The following is a 19,388-nucleotide window of genomic DNA, read 5'->3' on the forward strand; positions in this document are numbered from 1 at the left end:
ATTCCCCTTATCAGGCCACGACACTGTCAATATTTTCTGGCTCTCTATCGCCCGGCAAAGCCGAACCTGACCACCAGGTATCTCCCGTGCGGTAATTTTTCTTCATATACTCGGCAATTTTCGCCAGACTTTCTGGCATCAAGGCATCATTCCCCGCCGCTGGCAACGGCATACGGATCTTCCACAATTTTCCCCCTTCCAGCAAGGCAAAGGCCTGGCCTTTCGGCAGATTAATCACATTGGCGGGGGTGATCAGTGGGGTACGTACCGAACTCACCCTGTCCTGGGTATTGGAGGTAAAATCACTGCCCATCTCTGGGTTGGAGATATCGGTGACGCCAGAGACCAGAGTTTTGGTATACACCTCCACTTCCGGCAGTTGTTTGGTCATCAGTTCTGCCGTTTCGGTATGGCGAACGCGCAGCATCACCAGACTGTTGAAGTTACCCACCACCTGCGCGGCCTTGGCCGCACTGCCCAACCGTGCCTCGATGTCCGGCAGGGTCTGGGTATACGCCGTCACTTCGATGCCCGCACCACCGCCCTTGTTAATAAGCGGAATAAACTCATCGCCCATCAGCTCGTTAAACTCGTCGCAATGCAGGCTTATCGGCGTTTTCTTCCCCGCATCCGGCAAACCATCGTTAATGCCAAACTTATAGATATGACCGGCGACGCTCACCAGGTCAGCAAACATACTGTTGCCCACTGCAGCAGCCACCTCAGGGTCTGACAGCGCATCCAGTCCGATATAGACAATGCCCTTTTTGCGGATCACCTGTTGCCAGTCAAAAATGGGTCGGGGATCGGTCAGGTCGGTATAGTCCGGGGAGATGAGTTGCGCCGTCTTACCGGAAGTCAATTTCTCCAATAATGGCAGCAGGCTGGCGACAATCTTGTCATAATATTTCTGGTCATAGCGCACAGACGAGCGAAGGCCATCAAGGATGGGATCATAAATCCGCTTTCCTTCGTCGCTGCTCAGCACTTGCTCCATCGCGATCACGCGCATGGAACGCCCCTCCATGTGCCGGGGAATATCACGTTCATCAAGGATCGGCACCAACCCCTCAATCTGCCCCCACAATGTGGGAGCATGTTGCGACAGGTAAAATTCGGCGTAATCCTCATACAAATCACTGATGTTATTGACGTAACGCATAATGAGGCCAAAGTCAGGTCGTTGCCCCAGCGCCACCAGGCCACGGGCGATGATGTTGACAAATCGCCAGGCAAACTCACGAAATACCGCATTATTACCGCCGCCTTCCAATTGTCCGGCCACACGAGTAGCTACCTCAGAAATACGGTTAAAACGGCCCACGGCGTTGTAGCGAGCACTGATATCGGGCCACCCCAGGTGAAACACCTGCAGCTCGCTGGCACGACCGGCACGGTGGGCTTCTGCGTAAATGCGCTTGAGCAGATCAGCATCCCCCTTGGGGTCAAAGACAATGGTGACATTGCCACGCCGAATATCCTGGGTGATCAGCAGCTCTGCCAGGCGAGTCTTCCCGACGCGAGTCGTCCCCAGTACCAACATATGCCCCACACGCTCCAACAGACTCAGCGACACGTTCACTTCATCCGGCTCGATGCCATGCAGCGCAGGTTTGCCGCCGACGTCCGGCAGCGGACGCACCGGATTGAGTGCAGACTGGCTGGAAAGCCATTTGCACAACGTAGGATAACGGTACTCATAACGCTGTTCAAAGCGGCGGGCCGCCTGATACAGCGCTGGGGGATTCACGTAGCGCTCCACTTCAGGGCGCAGTGTCGCCAGCAGGCGCTGGGTGTGCTTTTGCTCCCACAAAAACCCCCGCCCCAGAAACAAACGTTGGTGACTTACCGGCACCTGAGCGCTGGTCATCACATAGCGCGGTAAACGGCGGATATTGCGCCGGTAACGCAACACCCGCAGCCCTTCCCCCGTCCGTTTCAACGCGAACACGGCAAACCCACCGGCAGTGACATAGCTGACCGTCGGGGCCAACGCTACCGCCCACGGGGCAGTCACACAGATATAGCTGGCACAGGCGGCAACCACCGCCGTATTCAGTTCAACGGCAGGCCGCAGCATTGCCTCAATCACATAACGATCACTCATCGTGGTCTCCCGCTCTCTTCATTAAACGCTATGTCCTTTTTCAGCAGCGCCAGCAGCCGTTGGCCGCTGAGCAATTCAATCTCGGGGAGTCGCGCCAGTTCGGCGCGACTTTTGGGTCCCGTGCGCCCGGTATGCACAAACAATCCGCGACAGCGTTCACGCCGCACCAACGCCCCGAAATCAGCCACATGGGCCGGGGTGATGGTGCGGCCATAGCGTTTGGCCTGAATAAGGTAACGCTGGCCGTCAATCCACACCTGCCCGTCCAGCCCGCCGTCGCCACTGTATTGCCGGTTACGTTTGATGCGATACCCCCGACGTTCGAACGCCGTCAGTAGCAATTCTTCAAACACGTAGGGATTGATTTTGCGCAGGTAATTCAAGCGCTGGCCGTCACCGGCCAACTGAGGCAGGCGATCGAGAACACGACAGGCCTGGCGCTGATAGCGACGATGACGACTCGCCTTCGTCCCGAGCAACAACACCATCCAGCCCAGCAGGCTGAACATCAAAAGGGTAACAAACGCAGGTTCTTGCTCCAGCATGAAGGAGAAGTTCCTGACATCGATGGGCATCATTGCTCCAGCCCTTTCTCCGTCAGTAACACCGGGTAGTGGGATAAACCCAATCGCTTCGCCAGATCACTGCCCGAGACCGGCAACAACTCCAGCCCATCAGCGTGTTTTTTCAGGTCATTGAGCGCCCCTTCACTGGCAACATTAACCACCAGTCCCACGGCATTTAACTGCCCCAGCGCATCCCGGCGCAGTGACAACCAACGGCGCGACAGGTCATCATCACCCACCAAAAACATCGGGCGCATGCCAGCCAGACTCAACGCTCTGGCAGCGACCTTACCGGGCGTCAGTTCGGGGGTACTGACCGGCAATCCCATGATGACTGGGGTCACCAGCGCAGATGAGGGCGCGGTCTGGAGAGCCGTCCCTTCCCCCTGATTGTTGATGCTGTCGAAATACGCGGCAGTAGACTGCCCCCCCAGATCGGCCACGACCGTTAACTCGGCCTGGACGGTAAAACTGACGATACCCAGTACCCACACACCACTCAGGTAAGTCAATAAACGTGGATTCATGGCGTAACTCCTGCGGCAGGTTCAATGACAACATTCGATGCCAGCACCCCGACAGTGGGTTGCAGGCGACTCAAATGCCGTTTCACAATGGCTTGATAGGTCCGTGCAGGCTGACCGCCTGCCGGATGGTGATAACACCCGGCAGCGGTTATCCAACTCCCCGGTTTGTTGTCGTAGCAGGTCCGCAGAATACGGGCGGCCACATGCAGATTGATATACGGATCAAACGCCTCCCAGCTCGAGCGGAAGTGATGTCCGTTCCAACCCAGATTCACCTGGGCAATCCCGACATCAATGCGTTTGAGTGAGTTATGACGCATAAACCCCAGCAATGCCTGATAGGCCTCCTGCCGGGTCGCATAGCGATAGCCTTTCCCCGCCACATTAATGGTCCACGGCCAGGGGCGAACACCGTGGGGTAGTTTCTTTGACGACTCCGTCAGCGCCAGGCTGTACAACGCCTCAGCGGGCACCCGCTCCTGTACCGCCACCTGGTAATAACCTGACGGGATCTGCTGAGAGGACACGCTTGCCAGACTGCCCGCGCTGCACAACAGAAGCGCCAGCGCACTCAATACGCGGTAACTTGCCATCCGTTTGCCCCCTGTTGCAGCACCACCGGCATACGCCCCTGACCAAACTTGATCCATTGCCCCCGATCGTGATTGAGCGTCAGCGTTTTCGCTTTCACCCGCTCGACAGGGATAGCCAGCTTCTTCGCCCAGGCCCGAACGGCGTCATCCTTCCCCTCGCTACCGACCAGGTAGATATCCAACAGGCGCTGGCTTGCCAGCAGCGACGCCACTTTGCTCTCACATGGCGTCCCACAGTCAGCCCGGACAAACAGCGCCAGCCGACCGTTACCCTGTCCGGCATCCCCGGCAGATTGCACCGGCAGGATACCGGGATAGACACGCACCCAGGCGGCATTCACTTCACGTTGGAATGCCAATTCAGCCTCAACCCGCTGAAAGTCCTGTTTGACGGATAGATCGGCATAATGACGCCGTTCTTCCTCCGTCCGCGCCTCAATACCCAGCGTGGTGATGGGGTCTAACCCCGGTGATAAGATCCCCCGACGCCCTTGACTCAACTGCTGATAACGCTGCCATTCTTCGGTGGTCAGCCCCCATTCCTGGGCACTCTTTTTCGATTGTGCTTCCTCCAGTGCCTGCAAGGTGGTACTGACACTGGCGGTATTACCCTGCTGGGATTGGTCGGTTTGCATTGCTGCCGTGGCGGGGAGAAGTGGCACCAGGCTCATTCCCAGTACCCAAGCGATAGAAGTCAATTTCATCATGCCAATTCCTTATTGAACGTTCAGCGTCTGCGTCCGGCCTGCGACGCTGAACTGGGCCTGATTGCCTGCGGCGGACAGCAGCGTCCAGCCCTGGAAGGTCTCGCCGGTTTCAACCAGTCGGATATCGGCCAGGTTGAACGCTTGCAGCGGAGCGACGGCGACAAACACCGTCCCTCCCCGCCGTTCAATGCTGGTCAGACGGAAAGGGGCGGCGACTGCACGAGCGTGGGTACTCCGAGACGAGTTCTTTTTAACGGTAGGTGTTGGATTGGCAACCGCCGTTGCTGGTTTGGTTGCCAGTGTTTGTGCTGTTCCCGCGCGTTGTTCCAGGGTATCAATACGGGCCTGCAGAAGTACCATCGTAGCTTGGACGCCCTGCAGCGCCTGCACATCTGACGACACCGGTTGGCTGACTTTCGTCTCGAGTGTGCGCACCTGCTGCGCCAGATGGTCAAACGTGGTTTTATCCACGACGGGCGCAACCCTGGCGTCTTCCAGGGAGGCTGACAGCGTTTTCAATGTCTCACTATTACTGATGACCTGCCCGTTCAGCTTATCCAGCTCTTGCTGGACCGCATCCCGGCCCGGAACTTGCCCCAGGGCCGTTTGCAGCGAGACAATCTGGGCAGACTGGCTCACCACTTTTGCCCCAATACCCACAACCGAAATGACCAGGAGCGTGAAGACGCTATAACGCAGCAACCGCATTCCCTTGCCTGGACGTGCGGGCAAGGTCCCTTCCCTTATCTCGCTCATTTCAGCATCCTTTGCCGGGCTGGGGCCGGAGTGGGTTGCGGTTGTACGGTGGGGGCCACTGACTTGATGGCAGGCGGCTGTAGAAAATCATTGCGGGTGATTGGCGCGGGTGTCGGCTCGGGGGGTAACCGGAATCCATCACGCAGCGAGTGGCAAACCACACGCTGCACCGAGTCTACCTCTAGCTGCCAGGCGGGTCCGGCCAGGATTTGCAACGCCTCGCTCAGCCGGATCGGCCCGAGCTGATGATGCACTGTCGGTAAGGCCTGGTTGTAAAGCACGCGATTGGCAGACGTGACGCTGCACAGACTGAACCCAGACTGGCGCAGCGCGTAACGCATGGCATCAGCCACCGTAGGCGTGAGAGACGCCGGAATACGAATATCGATCACCTGTTCCAGCGGGGCGCGTTGTGCCTGGGAAGGGGAGGTACTGACCAGCAGATAGCGGTCATAGCGAACCACCTCTAGCGGCGCGGCAAACGCATCGGGACGAGCCGACTGTACGTTACTTGAGAGCTGGACACCGGCAATCGCAGAGGTGGGGTCGCGCTGCAGGTTCTTTTGCGGTTGGGCACACCCGGTCAGTACCGCAGCGGCCAGTAAACAAGCGGGGAAAGCGTAATATGATTTCATGAATATCCTCAGTAAGCAGTCAAAAAGACGTGCTCACTGTGCGAATCTTCACGGTCACCCTCAACGAACAACTCATTTCCCGAAAATAAAAAAAACGCCAGAGAAGCTCTGGCGTAAAGGAAGGTGCTACATGAACAATCTAGAACGCATTGTCCTGATATTGTTTTTTTTGTGTGTTGGCCGAAGCCTCTGGTGTTGGTGCTGATTTCTCCGCTTTGTAAACCATTTCCTGCCCAACCTTGATCCAACTGATTTTTATCAGCCGGGCTTTCAGGGTAGGCCGGGATTCGCCTGCGTGATCGCCTTTTGTGAGCGTGAACACATCTGCCGTCAGATTGCTGAGTTTAAAGCCGACCAGAACCTTTTTCTCTTCATCGACCGCTTTCTGACAACGTCGGATCAAACCACTGGCTTCTTTACCGGAAACCGTGACATCGAAACGTGTATAGTCAGGTTTTTCAGTAGAGCCGTGTAATGCATTCACCACACAGCTTAGGAATGAACCATTGGTCGTGGTCACTTCACGGATATTACTCACATATCCCAGCCCATCGATATGCAGATTAAAATAGCCGGTCTGAGTCGGTACAGCAGTAGATTGAGTCGTTTGAGACATGGTGTTTCTCCTTGGGAATAAATCGGTATGCAGAGAAACATCCCCAACGGGAGATTTCCCGCAGGGTATCAACGTGAAGACGCTGACTGTCTGTTAAGTTGGATAAGTGCACCTTCATCGCAGTGAACTGCGATCCCCGCTTTCAAAGGTTCAGGGGGGTTACCGCTCTAGAGCGCGTCCTCTCAGGTTAGGGTCGCTTTGGCTTGTGATTGCCCGAAGGCGTCCTTCTCAAATCACCAGGACATTGGCTGTTGTCAGAGACAACGAGTAAGCCTGGTCATTATTCAAACGGGCTAAAAAGAAGTCAACACTAAACTATCAGCCGACATATCATTACGAACAATGCAAAAAAAACGGGAGCGTATCTTCCCGATACGTTCCCGCCATGCCTGCACCACAGGCTATTGTCTAACTGCATTCCATCAACTCAGAGGCCGAGCCTTCGAACCCGACGCGTTTTTCACTGAGACTTTGCGTCTTATACATCATTCCTCGGGTAAAGAAATGATGAATGTTACTGGTGACCGCAGTAATCACGGGGTGCTTCAGAAGCCACGGCAAAATAACAAACTCCCCGTACCCAGTGCAATCGATAATTAGTTTTACCTCAACGCGCTTTCTTTTTGGAAATGCCTCGACACTTGTTCCGCTGAGGGGGATTCACTATCCCGGTTGTAGTGGCATAGTGAATTTGGCCACCTGACCAGAGGTGTTATTCTTGCCTCAATAACTTTACAGGTGATCCATGACCAAATATTTCACGGCTGAATTCAAACTCGAAGCGGCAAAGCTGGTTGTTGACCAGAAATACTCTCATTCGGAGGCCGCTAAAGCCATGAATGTCAGTCTTTCCGCCCTTAGCCGATGGGTGGGTAAGCTCAGATTGGAACGTCAGGGTAAAACCCCCGTTGGGCTTCCACTGACGCCTGAACAAATAGAACTTCGGGAAATGAAGAAAAGGATTCAACGTCTTGAAATGGAGAACGAAATTCTAAAAAAGGCCACCGCTCTCTTGATGTCGGACTCGTTGAACAGTTCGCGATAGTCGATAAATTGAGAGCGCTTTATTCGGTAAAAGCACTGTGTAAGGCTTTTGATGTTCAGCGTAGCAGCTATCGGTACTGGCATAACAGAGAACGCGTCCCAGATGTCGAGCGCACCATTAAACGCAGCCTGGTTAACGAAGTCTGGCATGCTAGCGGCGGGTCAGCCGGTGCCCGAAATATCGCCATAATGGTGACGAATAAGGGCGTAAAACTGGGGCGTTGGCTTGCCGGAAAATTGATGGCAGAGCTGAACATGACAAGTTGCCAGCGTCCCACACACAAATATAAACGGGGTGGGCAGGAGCATGTTGATATATCGAATCTATTGGAGCGGCAGTTTGCAGTAACCCAACCGAATGAGGTTTGGTGTGGCGATGTGACCTATATCTGGACAGGTAAGCGCTGGGCTTATCTGGCTGTGGTGTTGGATCTGTTTGCCCGCAAGCCCATAGGCTGGGCGATGTCGTTTTCACCTGACTCAGCGCTAACGGGTAAAGCGTTACAGATGGCATGGGAACTCAGGGGACGCCCAGGCGGAGTGATGTTCCACAGCGATCAGGGCAGTCATTACACCAGTAAAAAATACCGTCAGTTGCTGTGGCGTTACCGGATAAAACAGAGCCTAAGCCGGCGTGGGAACTGTTGGGACAACGCGCCAATGGAGCGATTTTTCAGAAGTCTGAAATCCGAATGGGTACCGACGACAGGTTACCAGAGCTTCGGGGAGGGCAGAAATGCAATCACCCGATATATAACGGGTTACTACAGCGAACTTCGCCCGCACTGGTACAACGGAGGCTTAACGCCCAATGAATCCGAACGGCTGTTCTATGAACAGTCTACTACCGTGGCCAATTTTAGTTGACCACTACAGGTACAGTCAGGGTAACGCAGGCATCCCCAAAAACTCCCTGATTTCCCCGACCGCTGCGAGGTCATCCCTCCACACACCGGACACGGCGGCGAGGGAGGAACCGTGATGTTTATCGCCTGCTGACGCCCTTTATCAACCAACTGTGCCGTCCAGGCTGACTGCTTTGCCATAAAGTCATCCAGAGACATCTTTCCTTCGGCGATATCATCCAACGCCTGCTCCCACAGGGCGGTCATGCCGGGATCTTTCAACGGCATCGGCAACACATCCATCAGTTCACCGGCCACCACGGCAGCACGCAGAGATTTCCCCTTTTTAACGATAAAACCGCGAGCCAGCAGGGTTTCGATAACACCCGCTCGGGTCGCTTCGGTCCCCAGCCCGGCATTCTCTTTCAGGATTTTTTTCAGGCGCGGATCGGTCACAAACTGCGCGGCATTTTTCATCGCCGCAATCAGGGTGCCCTCCGTATAATACTCGGGTGGCTTGGTCTGCTGAGATTTCACAACAGCACCGGTAACCTGGCACTGTGTCCCCTGCTGCAGAGCGGGAAGCCGGGCATTGTCAGTATCACCCTGCGCTTCATCGCGATCCTGCTCTTTCTCAAATAACACTTTCCAGCCCGGTATTACCACGATATTGCCACGGGTTTTAAACAGTTGACCGCCACAATTCACAGACACGCGAGTCGCATCCAGCTCATGAACCGGCAAAAACTGCGCCAGATAGTGTTGCCGGATCACTTGGTAGACCTGACGCTCCGTTTCACTCATCTTACCCAGGTCACAAGGCTGTTTCGTGGGGATAATACCGTGGTGGGCGGTGATTTTCTTATCGTTCCAGGCGCGGGAAACAAAACCTGACTGCAACCGTTCCAACACTGTCGAGAGCGTTGGGTCACTTTTTACCAGGGCAGAAAAAACGGTGGGCACTTCCGACAACATCGAGGTCGGCAAAAAACCACAGTCTGTACGTGGGTAGGTCGTCGCTTTATGTGTTTCATACAGCGCCTGGGCAATATCCAGTACCTGCTGAGCACCAAGTCCCCAACGCTTTGAGCACTGCTGCTGCAGCGTCCCCAAATCAAACGGGAGCGGGGCCGAAACGGTTTCGCGTTTGGTCTCTATCTCTGTGACCGAAGCAACACCCGTTTGCTGACAGAGTTGGACGACCTGCTGGGCAACCCCTTGCTGAATGCAGCGTTTTTCATCATCACAGTAAGTTGCCGCTGGCACCCATTGCGCCTGAAAAGACTGCCCCCCGGAGGTCAGGCCGAGGCTGACCACAAAAAAGGGCTTTGGCACAAAAGCTGCAATTTCCCGATCTCGCTCAACAATTAGATTGAGCGTCGGTGTCTGCACACGTCCGACTGAGAGTACATTTCCGTAGCCGCTATCACGGGCTTTGACCGTGTAGAGGCGGGTCAAATTCATGCCGATTTGCCAATCTGCTCGAGCGCGGCCAAGACCAGCTAGGTAATAAGGGTATGTTTCATGCCCCGGTTTGATTGCGGCCAGCGCGGCCCGAACACTGGCCTCATCAAGCGCCGAGAGCCACAACCGTTCGACGTTGCCCTGATAGCCACAATAATCCAGGATTTCACGGGCGATCACCTCCCCTTCACGGTCGGCATCCGTCGCGATCACCACACACTCCGCCTTGAGCAACAATTTCTTGATAATCTCAAACTGCACTTTGGATTCGGGTTTGATCTGCATTTGCCACTGGGTGGGTAACACCGGTAGTACCTCCGTTCGCCACGGTTTGCCAAACTGCTCGCCGTACGCATCGGGGCTGGCCTGTTCCAGCAGATGCCCAAACCCCCAGGTCACGGCGACCCCCGAACCAGAAAGATAGCCGCCCTTCTTCTCCGCTGCGCCCAGTACTGCGGCAATGTCCCGTCCCTGACTGGGTTTTTCACACAGAAATAGCTTCATTGCCTCTCCTTGAGAGTGAACCTGCCAGATTCAGAATGCACAACACCCTACCCACAGGGGCATAGTATTAAAATGACAGATGAATAAAGAAAATTCGGTGATGACCCAGCCGGGCCACCACAGGATGCAAACGCTGCTAGCGTACTTTGCCTTCAGCGACCTGTTTGACTTCGGCAAACAGTTTGCCGGTATAGGCTTCGGTAACGTGAGAGGCTTCGCTTGAGCGGAACGTAACGTACAGTCGACTCCCTGAACCATTTTTCTCAAGTTCAATCAGGATATTGTCCTCAATACCCTCATCAGCACCCCAATCCCTGCCCATCTTGTAGTAAGAGCCCGGTTGCGCGTCCCAGGCATATCCCCCCTGAGTAATCGCTGCCGCCTTCACGCCACCTTCTAAGCCTTGCCCCTTAAGTGTGTTCACAACATCACTGGAGGTAAAATTGTAATACCGTTTAACACGGGCAGCAGCAGTATCCACATCAACCGGAACTTCAATTTCTTTTGACGTTTTCTTATCTACCACAATCCTGTTCGCTGATAATGTCGGCAAACCACCACTCTCACTGCTGTCTGTTTTTTTACCCAGAGAGAGTAAGCCGTAGCTCATATCGCTGACGGTCTTATTCAATTCAGCAACATCGCTCCCTGCACATCCACCCAACAGAGAGGCAGACAGCACTACGCCTGCTGCATTACAAAAATGACTCCGTCCCATGCTTATCATCCTTATCTCCTTGTTTATCAATGCTTCCCACTACCTTATGATCCTGGGGTTTATGCCGCAATCGCTTATTTAACAAACGAAGACTTTCAGCATTGACCGGCGGCGAGAAACGAGAACGTTTTTTGCCTAACAGCACCTCACGATCTACATCACCAAAATAGTGCTGCGCCGGGTGTATCGTTTCAGTGTCCATCACAATATCTGTGCGGTTGACAGGGAATGATCGGTAGTGCTGCGCCGCCGAGAATATTTTGCGGATTTGGTATCCCCCCTTGTGTAACTGATCGTCACGATGCTGCCGAGAGATAAATCCGTAATGATGAGCCTGAAATAATTTCAATGCCAGTTGGTCAAAACCAACAAGCAGGTAAACACAGCGATACCCTAAAGGCGTATGACTATGCACACCAATATTAAGAGGGGAGCTGGAAACAACACTGGACAACGAAATACCACTAGGAAGATCGTCTATCAGACTGTTTGCCTCATTTAACAAATGCTGAATATTCTTATGCGCTTCATCAATCAACGTTTCAAGCTGGTACATCACAGCATCCGCATAGGGATTATCAACAAGAGAATCTCGGCTGATGCTGGACACTAACCGGAAAAATCGCGGCATTCCGATGATTGTATCTTTCCTCGCACCTCTTTCTCTTCCTTCCCAGGTACTGATCGCATAGTAAGTATGCAAATCAATCCGCAGTTCTGAACGCAATGCCCCAACTCTATTAGCCGTTTTTTTCTCCGTACTCTCAGTCATAACACCCTCATTTGATAAGTAACGTAGAGAGTGATAGTCGGAGATCAGCTATCTTTCGAACAATGAGAAAGTATTTTTTCGTCTTTGACAATTTTCATTACAGTCTGTACCTATTGATTCCCGGTTATTGATTGCTTAAAACTGATTACAGTGTAATCAGTCTGCACCTATTGATTTCCTGTTATTGATTGTCAAAACAATCACCGCCTGTAAGCCGCACGGATCTCAGCCATCACCTGGGCAATGTTTTCCGCCGATGCTCGCTGGTTTTTCCCTTGCGATTGGACTTGAACAGGCTCTGTAGCACCAACGGGCTGTAGTGGCTGGGATTTTGGCGACTGCACTCGTTTGACCGCACCCACTGTCGAATTGAATTGTCCATTCCTGGCCCGTTTCAGTGTGGCGAGCAGGTAAGCAATCACATTTTTTATCTCACCGGTACCGATACGCTCCGCCACTTCATCCAGAACCTGTTGCCCCAATGGCGCTGGCAGTGCCTGCAGTTGCGGCTCCACGTTATCCCGGTCAACCGTGGTCAGATTTTCAATCAGCACTGACGGCCAGCGAAGCCGATTGCCGTTTTTCCCTGATGCCCCTACGTACGTATCTTTTACACACTGTGTATAACTACGTACGTAACAGTTCGGATTCCGAACTCTGTCATAAACCCTTGTTTCTAGACTGAGTTCGGTTTCCGAACTCGGCAAAACGTCCCCCTCATTGATACTGAGTTCGGTTTCCGAACTCGGTGATATTTGGGTGACAGAAGCCATTTTTTGACTGAGTTCGGTTTCCGAACCCGGTAAAGAAGCCTGTTGTCGCAATGCCAATTCTTGGGGAGATTGTGGCGAAGACAAGCGGGCCTCGATCAACGCAACACGCGAATGACGGTGGCGCATGGACGTATCCTGCTTGATATCACTCAGGACAGACAGCGCCGTTAACCGGATAGTCTTGTTGCCGTGCTGACATGCTTGTGCCACCGCATCCAGCCAGCCGGGGTCAAAATGCTCGGCATCACGTAACCCCAACGGTTCATCATGCTGCGCATAGATGTTGCCACGGACACGTCCACCGTCATCCCTGACTCGCTTACATAAACTCAGCCAACCCGTGAGCCGTAACATCAGCAAGGCGCGACTGACCGTTTCTCGGGAAGCTTTGCCAGAATGAGGGGAGGCAAGCTGAAACTGCAGCTCTTCATAGGTGGGGAACACCGCCCCGTCATTCTGCTGGGCATAGAGACGGATCATCACCCAGGCGGTTTTATCCAGCGGCGATAAACGGGTATCCATATAAAGCTGCCGGGGAATGGCATCATGCACATTCCCCAGATAGAGCAGACCACTCTGCTCGTTTGTCACAGCACCGGACTGTGCTTTTTGCACAATCCGAGCCGTCATCCTGCTTAACGTATGTTGTATGACGCTGTCTACTGCCAAAACCATCAACCAGCTCTCCGCTGTTGCTGTTGTTGCTGCTGCTCGACCCAGCCTTTTACCAACGTCCATACCGACGTTAAGGCAATATCTTGCTGTTCAGCAATCAGCATCATGACCTCCAGCGCTTCCAGCGAGTCCAGATTGTCTATTTTGGCGGTACGCCACTGCTCCCAAACTGAAATCTCTTCTGTTTCACCAGGAGTTTGATTACGCCCTTGCCGGGTAGGAATTCCGGCCAAGCGACGACGGGTACTGACTTCCGCCGCCGTCAGCCCAAAATAGCACTGCATCATTTCTATTGATCCGCCCAACGCCAATGCCCGATCAATACGCTGTATACGAACCTGCTCTTGCCTGGCCTGCGCCAACATCATATTGAGATTGGTGTGATTGATATGGAACGTCAGTATCGAGACCGAGGAGTTCACCAGGTAGTGCAAATCCTCCACCGTAAGTTGGTTCAGTTCCTGGATCTCCTCCAGCGTCAACCCCATTGCCTCACAACGCCGAATGTTGCCGGATTTCAGCTCCATCAAGACCTGCGTCAACAGGCCATTTGTCGTCATACCGGTTTGCGGATTCATATGCAGTTCCCTCCTAAAAGCATCCCTAAATCAATTGCCCACGCCACCACACAAAGCACAACCAGCGTGATACCTGACCTGTCCCGACGGATTTTATTCATAAGACAGCGCCCTATTACCGGTCAGTTTGCCTTGCTCTGCACCATCGACACCGTGATACAAACGGGCATTTTTCCCAGCGACAAAACCGGTTCCACGGGCAATATCCGATCCACGGTATTCTTTAGCATCACGAAGTTTGGTCTGAGATAACGCCAAGGCTTCAAGGTAATGCGCCATAATCTGGCTCTCCTGCTGAGAGGGGCCAAAATCAACAACCACACGTCGAACACCCTCAACCCACCCCTCACGAAACTGGTCGGCACGGGCACGGCGAGTTGACATTTTAAGACGCTTGTTTTGCGTCTTAAGGTAGGCGGTTGTTGCCTCTTTAAGTTGGCGAGAGAGAACATCAAAGGAATACGCAGCCACGGCAGGACGTTCGCCGAAGCCACAGAACATTACGACACGGTGACTGTTGCCAGAGTTACCCAACCGCCAGCTATAGTAAGCGCGACAGCCAAATGCGCGGTTAATAACCCAAACCAGTCTGTCCATCCACTGAGGGACTTTCACCGCATCGGACGGGGCTTTCTGTGTCTGATATTCCCGTACAGAAGAAGACTCGGCATCCAGTTCACTGATACCGTACTTTCGCATCAGCTTCTGGGCTCGGGATAAAGCCTGCCCAGCTTCATTGGCGTTACTGTTATTTTTAGACAATTCCAGCAGCTTACGAATTAACTTCACCAGACGGCTCTGGCGATGTGAATGTGAATGACTCATCCTTATTCCTCCCCATTCTGATACTGCTGTGACTGGCGCTGGATCTCACGCAAGCGCCGTATCACGCGTATTAACCGTAAAAACTTCACGACTTGAATATCATCCAGCAACGGCCAGTCTGCCGGTTGCTCAGTACCGATGACGATATTGGTCAGTTCAGTCGCAGAGAGTGAAACAGCAGCATCACCTGATATCCCTGCCAGCAAACGCGTTATCGGGGATGCCTGGTGAACATTCACCTGCAGGCGATATCCCGCCGAGCCAGGCGCATTGTCTTCACAGATTTCCTGCTCGGCCTCAAGCACTTCAGCCAGCTCAAACGCCAGACGAAAAGCGGCATCCTGCAAATGCTCAATATCGTCCTGCAAGGCGGAAATATGCCAAATATCCGTCACCGGCTCTAAACCGGTATTGGCGAATGAAACCGAAGAATCTGAGGTTGCACTTTCCAGTACAGAAGACGGGTTATCATCCTGCAGTACAGCACCAGATGAGGCTGAAGGTGGGAAAGTCACCGGTAATGTTGACTCCCGAGACTCATTTGGCAGGCCATACAAATCAAGCTGTTCTTCTTCCTTGCACTGCTCGTGATCGGAGGTATCAGCATCAACAGCTACTGAAGGTTTTACATCCTGCAGAGAGATAACGGCATCGGGCTGGCGATGTACAATCGGAAGTTTTTCTTTAATCTGACTATCATCAGATGGAGGAACAGCAAGCGAAGACGCAGCGGGGGTTCCTCCCTCATTCTCCGTGCCTTTATCTGCATTGATAATATGTTGTGGTAGAGGTGCGGGTTCACCGAAGAGTTTCCGGCGATTCTGCTCTTTAGGGTCGAGTTCGATTAACCAGCGGTCATACGTAATCTCCGAGTTAGGCATTGCTTGGAGTAATGCAGCGATCAACTCGTCTTTGAACGTTTCCAAGGTGTAATGGTCTGGATCATCTAAAGAACGACAAACCTCACCAAACACCTCATCAAAACTGCTTGATACTGAAGACTCTATAGAGAAAGCATTCCACGCCTTTTGTGCAGCACTTCGCAAAGTAATAAGTTGAGCAACCTGGGGGCGACCTATTCCTGAGTTAAATAAACCAGGCATATAAGGATATAAATTATCGAGGGTATACTCCATCCTACTAATACTTGATTGACTGACAGGGTAACCTTCAGTACGTAAAAATAACTCCAGCTCTCGCTGAGAAATTGCCTTTCCTATTTGCTCTTCATAAATAGATTTCGCCTTGGCGATACCCAACGCTTTTTCTATAAACAGTAAATCACCCCGAACATCATTTTCAGCCAAATGCCCAATGACACACTTCAACCGCCCCGGCCACGGTTTGAAAATGCACTGAATACGGCGAAAACGCTCATCTTGGGTCTCTTCCCATAGCTCCATTAGGATCGTATAGCGTGTATTACCCCCATCACTGAAGATATACACATCGTCGGCGCTGTCGGGGTTTTTCGTAACTTTTGGTACTGAATCCAGCCCACGCGCCTGGATAGATGCCTTGATATCGTCATACTTGGGATTACGAGTGGTGCGCGGGTTATCCGGGTTGGGCCGCAGTTGATCCAACATTAATACCATTGGTATTTCACTGACCGGCAAGACGGCCACTGCGCCGGACGCTGGCGAACGTCCCCGTTGCAACAATTGTTCCCCCAACGTCTGCACCTTTTTAGAAGTCATAGCGGCCTCCCGAGAAATCTTCAAATCGGGTGATTTCAGGGTGGAACTTCACTTTTATTGTGCCAATGGGGCCATTGCGCTGCTTACCTATAATCAGCTCGGCAACACCTTTATCCGGGCTGTGTTCGTCGTAAACTTCATCACGGTAGATAAACATGATCACGTCTGCATCCTGCTCCAATGCCCCGGAGTCTCTAAGATCACCGTTATTGGGACGTTTATCTGGCCGATTTTCAAGAGCCCGATTAAGCTGCGAAAGGGCAACAACAGGGCAACCGATCTCTTTCGCCAGCGCCTTCAGCGAACGCGAAATTTCGGCAATTTCCTGTGTCCTATTTTCCTGACCAGGACAACGCATCAATTGCAGGTAGTCCAACAGGATCAGCGACGGCTTTCCATATTTACGTACGTTTTTACGTACTCGGGAGCGCAGCATTGACGGGGTCATAAAACTGTCGTCATCAATAACCAGACGATCTTTCCACTCAAGGAGAACTTTGTTCGCGTCCCCTACCCTGGCCCATTCTTCATCACCCATATTGCCGTTGCGGAGGTTTTGCAAAGGGACACGTCCCAGCATGGCAATAAACCGTGATAAAAGCTGGTCGATAGGCATTTCCAGACTGTAGATCTGCACCGATTTGTCTTTTCGAGTCCCCAAAGCACCTTCACATAGACTCAGAGCCAGCGCGGTTTTACCCATTGAGGGACGTGCCGCTAGCAGGATCAAATCACTGTCCTGCAATCCACTGGTCATCCCGTTGAGTTGTTCAAAAGGTGTTGGGGTGCCGGTAATCAGGTCCTCACTGCTGCAACGAAGCTCCAGACGGTCAAGATAGGTCTCCAACGAGGCAATAAGATCAAACGGTTTACCGGACGCCTGTAGTCCAGCGATATCAAAGAGACGCTGCTCTGCCTCTTCCAACAGGGAAGCCACATCCGTGCGGCCATCTTCGGCCTGTCCGGCCATATCATGCCCTAACGCCAGCAGTTGGCGTTTTTGCTTACCTGTAGAGACATATTGTGCATAAGCCACAATGTTGGCCGCACTCGGTGTATTTTTAGACAGTTCAGCCAGGTAGGCAAATCCTCCGACAGTATCAAGCTGCCCGACACGCTCAAGCTCTTCTGATAAGGTGATGAGATCGATGGGCATATTACGGCCAAGCAACGCCTGCATGGCTGCAAATATCGTCTGATGAGGTCGTGAGTAAAAGCTGTCTGCCGTCAGGATCGGCGCAATCTCATCCCAACGGTCATTCTCAAGCATCAGGCCACCCAGGACAGACTGCTCGGCTTCCAATGAATGTGGCAGAACCCGTTGTTGTTCAGTGCTACGCATGGCGAGCCTCCTCAATCTGAACCTCGCGCAATGCACACGCCAGAACTTCACGGAGTCGGGAGGAAGCGACCAGAATCAAGGGTTCCCGATCATAACTCGCGCCAGACTCCAGCAACGGAAGCCCAACTGGCGCTTGCGGGCCCACGGCCATATCACGAAGTTCCGATTCACTCCACAGATTGCAAAACTCGATAAAACCTCTCGCCAGTTCCCATTCATCAGCCAGACGCTCATAAATCCGGCTTTTTGCTGTTTCGTAATCAGGAGCATCGACGAAAACATGAACCTCATCGTGTCCCTTATAGGTATCAACGGAATAAGCGACAGCCCGCCAAATTTGATTGCGATTCATACGCGGATCTCCCGAGCAAGAACATCATCAAACAGGGGTTTCCACTCAGGGAAAAGCTCACAAGCCAGATCACATATAGACTGTGCTGCAGGCGGGGTTTTACGGTCAGTTTCATACTCCAGTCGGTGTGCTGGCTGAGACAAACTGTGTCCCAGTTTATAAACGTCTAAATCGTAGATTTGCGTTGCCAGCATACTGACCGGGATACCTGTGGAACTGTATGTACCTTCATCAATAATCTGCGTTATCGCTGCCAGCGCTTTTTTTGCCAGAACGGTGTAATCCATGCAATTCACCAGAATTTTCACCGGAGGCAATGCGATACCAAAGTCTTTATAAGGCAATAATCCCTCCATCAGCGGGATAGTGCCGCGTAAAAACTCGCGCACATCAGGTACCACCGGCTTGATCATGGCTAGCGCCGTATGGTTTGTTGCCAGCATGACCAGCTCAAGCATGATGGATCGGGCACCCTGTGAATCAATAATAATCACGTCATAGTCGGTAAACAGAGGGTGCTGCAGTAAATTGCGCAGACGAAAACGGCCATCCGGGGCATGCATCATGGCTGTTTTGAGTTGTTCGTGGGGATCGTTAGAGATAATCAGATCAAGGTTGGCAATACTGGTATGGGAAATAAGCTGTTGAGGTTGATTGAGATCAGCCGTCTGCATTAACAACTCATACAGGCCGTAGGGGGCTTCATACTGCAGGTGATAATAACTTGAGGCTGTCGGTTGAGCGTAGTCACCGTCGATCAACAGAGTCTTGAGACCGGCATCGGCACAGAAGCCGCTGAGATTAGCTGCGTGGGTCGATTTCCCTTCGCCGCCTTTGGTAGAGATGATTGAAATTACATGCATATTTGTTACCCGAATTTGTCATTTGGGTAACAGTAAAATCAGGTGAAACTTTAACCGTTTTCAACACGGGGATTGAAAATCCCCGTGTCCTTGGTTCGATTCCGAGTCCGGGCACCAAATTCATAACCTGCTTGTTAAGAACTAAGATTTTTAACAGGCATGACAAAGTACCCGAATCATCATCGTGAAAGTAGGCTGTAACTGCTACACCTTGGTTGAACATAGGGGAACAATAAACCGGAGAATGTCGATGACAAACTTCGGTTTTATTGTGTCTTAAGGCGGAGGAAATTGACAGTTTTTCAGCGCACCTGTCAATATTCTGTTAAGGAAAGCGGTAATTTTTTCTTTCTGTTATGCCGATTTTTAAAAAAAACCTCTTTTCTCTCAAAAGTCTCTTCCAACGCCAGTCTGAGGCTATCTATA

19 protein-coding genes are annotated in these 19,388 nt (G+C 52.4%); 1 reads left to right on the forward strand and 18 read right to left on the reverse strand.

From position 1 onward, the window contains the following. Nucleotides 1-10: 10 nt before the first annotated feature. The 8 genes from traD to ACWJJO_RS18650 all read right to left on the reverse strand — a co-directional run bounded on the left by traD (nt 11) and on the right by ACWJJO_RS18650 (nt 6,507). Nucleotides 11-2,107 (reverse strand): type IV conjugative transfer system coupling protein TraD, encoded by a 2,097-nt coding sequence (traD, locus tag ACWJJO_RS18615; protein WP_053011987.1) that lies wholly within the window; start codon nt 2,105-2,107, stop codon nt 11-13. Continuing rightward, a complete protein-coding gene (locus ACWJJO_RS18620; RefSeq protein ID WP_481091607.1) occupies nt 2,104-2,595 on the reverse strand; it encodes a restriction endonuclease in 492 nt (163 codons plus the stop codon). The genes traD and ACWJJO_RS18620 overlap by 4 nt, the downstream gene beginning before the upstream one ends. Before the next feature lie 86 nt (nt 2,596-2,681). Further along, a complete protein-coding gene (locus ACWJJO_RS18625; protein WP_481091608.1) occupies nt 2,682-3,176 on the reverse strand; it encodes an integrating conjugative element protein in 495 nt (164 codons plus the stop codon). Nucleotides 3,177-3,196: 20 nt separating this feature from the next. Continuing rightward, nucleotides 3,197-3,793, reverse strand: coding sequence for a lysozyme family protein (locus tag ACWJJO_RS18630; RefSeq protein WP_053011990.1), 597 nt, complete (start codon nt 3,791-3,793; stop codon nt 3,197-3,199). Further along, nucleotides 3,772-4,428, reverse strand: a complete 657-nt coding sequence (locus tag ACWJJO_RS18635; RefSeq protein WP_481091609.1) for a TIGR03759 family integrating conjugative element protein — start codon at nt 4,426-4,428, stop codon at nt 3,772-3,774. Before ACWJJO_RS18635 ends, ACWJJO_RS18630 begins: the two co-directional genes overlap by 22 nt. Nucleotides 4,429-4,509: 81 nt before the next feature. After that, nucleotides 4,510-5,256: a hypothetical protein gene (locus tag ACWJJO_RS18640; protein ID WP_481091370.1), complete on the reverse strand. Its 747-nt coding sequence runs from the start codon at nt 5,254-5,256 to the stop codon at nt 4,510-4,512. Continuing rightward, the gene (gene pilL2 / locus ACWJJO_RS18645) at nt 5,253-5,891 is read right to left on the reverse strand and encodes a PFGI-1 class ICE element type IV pilus protein PilL2 (protein WP_481091371.1); all 639 of its coding nucleotides are present in this window, start codon (nt 5,889-5,891) and stop codon (nt 5,253-5,255) included. Before pilL2 ends, ACWJJO_RS18640 begins: the two co-directional genes overlap by 4 nt. A 139-nt stretch (nt 5,892-6,030) precedes the next feature. Next, a complete protein-coding gene (locus ACWJJO_RS18650) occupies nt 6,031-6,507 on the reverse strand; it encodes an STY4534 family ICE replication protein (RefSeq protein ID WP_481091372.1) in 477 nt (158 codons plus the stop codon). A gap of 745 nt (nt 6,508-7,252) precedes the next feature. Between ACWJJO_RS18650 and ACWJJO_RS18655 the strand changes: the two genes are divergently transcribed. Further along, a protein-coding gene (locus ACWJJO_RS18655) for an IS3 family transposase (RefSeq protein WP_481090614.1) occupies nt 7,253-8,418 on the forward strand; the annotation gives its coding sequence in 2 pieces (ribosomal slippage) (nt 7,253-7,508 and nt 7,508-8,418; 1,167 coding nt in all). Here ACWJJO_RS18655 and ACWJJO_RS18660 read toward each other — a convergent pair. The 10 genes from ACWJJO_RS18660 to ACWJJO_RS18705 form a co-directional block, all read right to left on the reverse strand. Then, entirely contained in the window at nt 8,382-10,364 is a 1,983-nt protein-coding gene (locus ACWJJO_RS18660; RefSeq protein WP_481091373.1) for a DNA topoisomerase III, read from the reverse strand. The two genes, ACWJJO_RS18655 and ACWJJO_RS18660, sit on opposite strands and share 37 nt — an antisense overlap. Nucleotides 10,365-10,500: 136 nt before the next feature. Next, the gene (locus ACWJJO_RS18665) at nt 10,501-11,082 is read right to left on the reverse strand and encodes a hypothetical protein (protein ID WP_481091374.1); all 582 of its coding nucleotides are present in this window, start codon (nt 11,080-11,082) and stop codon (nt 10,501-10,503) included. Further along, nucleotides 11,060-11,854 (reverse strand): PFL_4669 family integrating conjugative element protein, encoded by a 795-nt coding sequence (locus tag ACWJJO_RS18670; protein ID WP_481091375.1) that lies wholly within the window; start codon nt 11,852-11,854, stop codon nt 11,060-11,062. Before ACWJJO_RS18670 ends, ACWJJO_RS18665 begins: the two co-directional genes overlap by 23 nt. A 200-nt stretch (nt 11,855-12,054) precedes the next feature. Beyond that, nucleotides 12,055-13,302, reverse strand: a complete 1,248-nt coding sequence (locus ACWJJO_RS18675; protein WP_481091376.1) for an STY4528 family pathogenicity island replication protein — start codon at nt 13,300-13,302, stop codon at nt 12,055-12,057. Continuing rightward, complete coding sequence (locus ACWJJO_RS18680) at nt 13,302-13,880, reverse strand: DUF2857 domain-containing protein (protein WP_053011997.1); 579 nt, start codon at nt 13,878-13,880, stop codon at nt 13,302-13,304. Before ACWJJO_RS18680 ends, ACWJJO_RS18675 begins: the two co-directional genes overlap by 1 nt. A gap of 93 nt (nt 13,881-13,973) precedes the next feature. Continuing rightward, on the reverse strand, nt 13,974-14,705 hold the full coding sequence (locus tag ACWJJO_RS18685; protein WP_481091377.1) for a DUF2786 domain-containing protein: 732 nt from the start codon (nt 14,703-14,705) through the stop codon (nt 13,974-13,976). A gap of 2 nt (nt 14,706-14,707) precedes the next feature. Further along, nucleotides 14,708-16,405, reverse strand: a complete 1,698-nt coding sequence (locus ACWJJO_RS18690) for a ParB family protein (protein ID WP_481091378.1) — start codon at nt 16,403-16,405, stop codon at nt 14,708-14,710. Beyond that, nucleotides 16,395-17,747, reverse strand: coding sequence for an SPI-7-type island replicative DNA helicase (dnaB-PI, locus tag ACWJJO_RS18695; protein WP_481091379.1), 1,353 nt, complete (start codon nt 17,745-17,747; stop codon nt 16,395-16,397). The genes ACWJJO_RS18690 and dnaB-PI overlap by 11 nt, the downstream gene beginning before the upstream one ends. Further along, a complete protein-coding gene (locus ACWJJO_RS18700) occupies nt 17,740-18,099 on the reverse strand; it encodes a hypothetical protein (RefSeq protein ID WP_481091380.1) in 360 nt (119 codons plus the stop codon). The genes dnaB-PI and ACWJJO_RS18700 overlap by 8 nt, the downstream gene beginning before the upstream one ends. Continuing rightward, nucleotides 18,096-18,962 (reverse strand): ParA family protein, encoded by an 867-nt coding sequence (locus tag ACWJJO_RS18705; protein WP_481091381.1) that lies wholly within the window; start codon nt 18,960-18,962, stop codon nt 18,096-18,098. Before ACWJJO_RS18705 ends, ACWJJO_RS18700 begins: the two co-directional genes overlap by 4 nt. Between the last annotated feature and the right edge of the window lie 426 nt (nt 18,963-19,388).

This window comes from Yersinia antarctica (assembly GCF_056636475.1).

Coding starts and splice junctions, on each gene's coding strand:
- ACWJJO_RS18680 (WP_053011997.1), bottom strand. CDS start 13,880: ATGAATCCGCAAACCGGTATGACGACAAATGGCCTGTTGACGCAGGTC.
- ACWJJO_RS18635 (WP_481091609.1), bottom strand. CDS start 4,428: ATGCAAACCGACCAATCCCAGCAGGGTAATACCGCCAGTGTCAGTACC.
- ACWJJO_RS18700 (WP_481091380.1), bottom strand. CDS start 18,099: ATGAATCGCAATCAAATTTGGCGGGCTGTCGCTTATTCCGTTGATACC.
- traD (WP_053011987.1), bottom strand. CDS start 2,107: ATGAGTGATCGTTATGTGATTGAGGCAATGCTGCGGCCTGCCGTTGAA.
- pilL2 (WP_481091371.1), bottom strand. CDS start 5,891: ATGAAATCATATTACGCTTTCCCCGCTTGTTTACTGGCCGCTGCGGTA.
- ACWJJO_RS18660 (WP_481091373.1), bottom strand. CDS start 10,364: ATGAAGCTATTTCTGTGTGAAAAACCCAGTCAGGGACGGGACATTGCC.
- ACWJJO_RS18665 (WP_481091374.1), bottom strand. CDS start 11,082: ATGGGACGGAGTCATTTTTGTAATGCAGCAGGCGTAGTGCTGTCTGCC.
- ACWJJO_RS18675 (WP_481091376.1), bottom strand. CDS start 13,302: ATGGTTTTGGCAGTAGACAGCGTCATACAACATACGTTAAGCAGGATG.
- dnaB-PI (WP_481091379.1), bottom strand. CDS start 17,747: ATGCGTAGCACTGAACAACAACGGGTTCTGCCACATTCATTGGAAGCC.
- ACWJJO_RS18640 (WP_481091370.1), bottom strand. CDS start 5,256: ATGAGCGAGATAAGGGAAGGGACCTTGCCCGCACGTCCAGGCAAGGGA.
- ACWJJO_RS18690 (WP_481091378.1), bottom strand. CDS start 16,405: ATGACTTCTAAAAAGGTGCAGACGTTGGGGGAACAATTGTTGCAACGG.
- ACWJJO_RS18650 (WP_481091372.1), bottom strand. CDS start 6,507: ATGTCTCAAACGACTCAATCTACTGCTGTACCGACTCAGACCGGCTAT.
- ACWJJO_RS18685 (WP_481091377.1), bottom strand. CDS start 14,705: ATGAGTCATTCACATTCACATCGCCAGAGCCGTCTGGTGAAGTTAATT.
- ACWJJO_RS18620 (WP_481091607.1), bottom strand. CDS start 2,595: ATGGTGTTGTTGCTCGGGACGAAGGCGAGTCGTCATCGTCGCTATCAG.
- ACWJJO_RS18705 (WP_481091381.1), bottom strand. CDS start 18,962: ATGCATGTAATTTCAATCATCTCTACCAAAGGCGGCGAAGGGAAATCG.
- ACWJJO_RS18630 (WP_053011990.1), bottom strand. CDS start 3,793: ATGGCAAGTTACCGCGTATTGAGTGCGCTGGCGCTTCTGTTGTGCAGC.
- ACWJJO_RS18670 (WP_481091375.1), bottom strand. CDS start 11,854: ATGACTGAGAGTACGGAGAAAAAAACGGCTAATAGAGTTGGGGCATTG.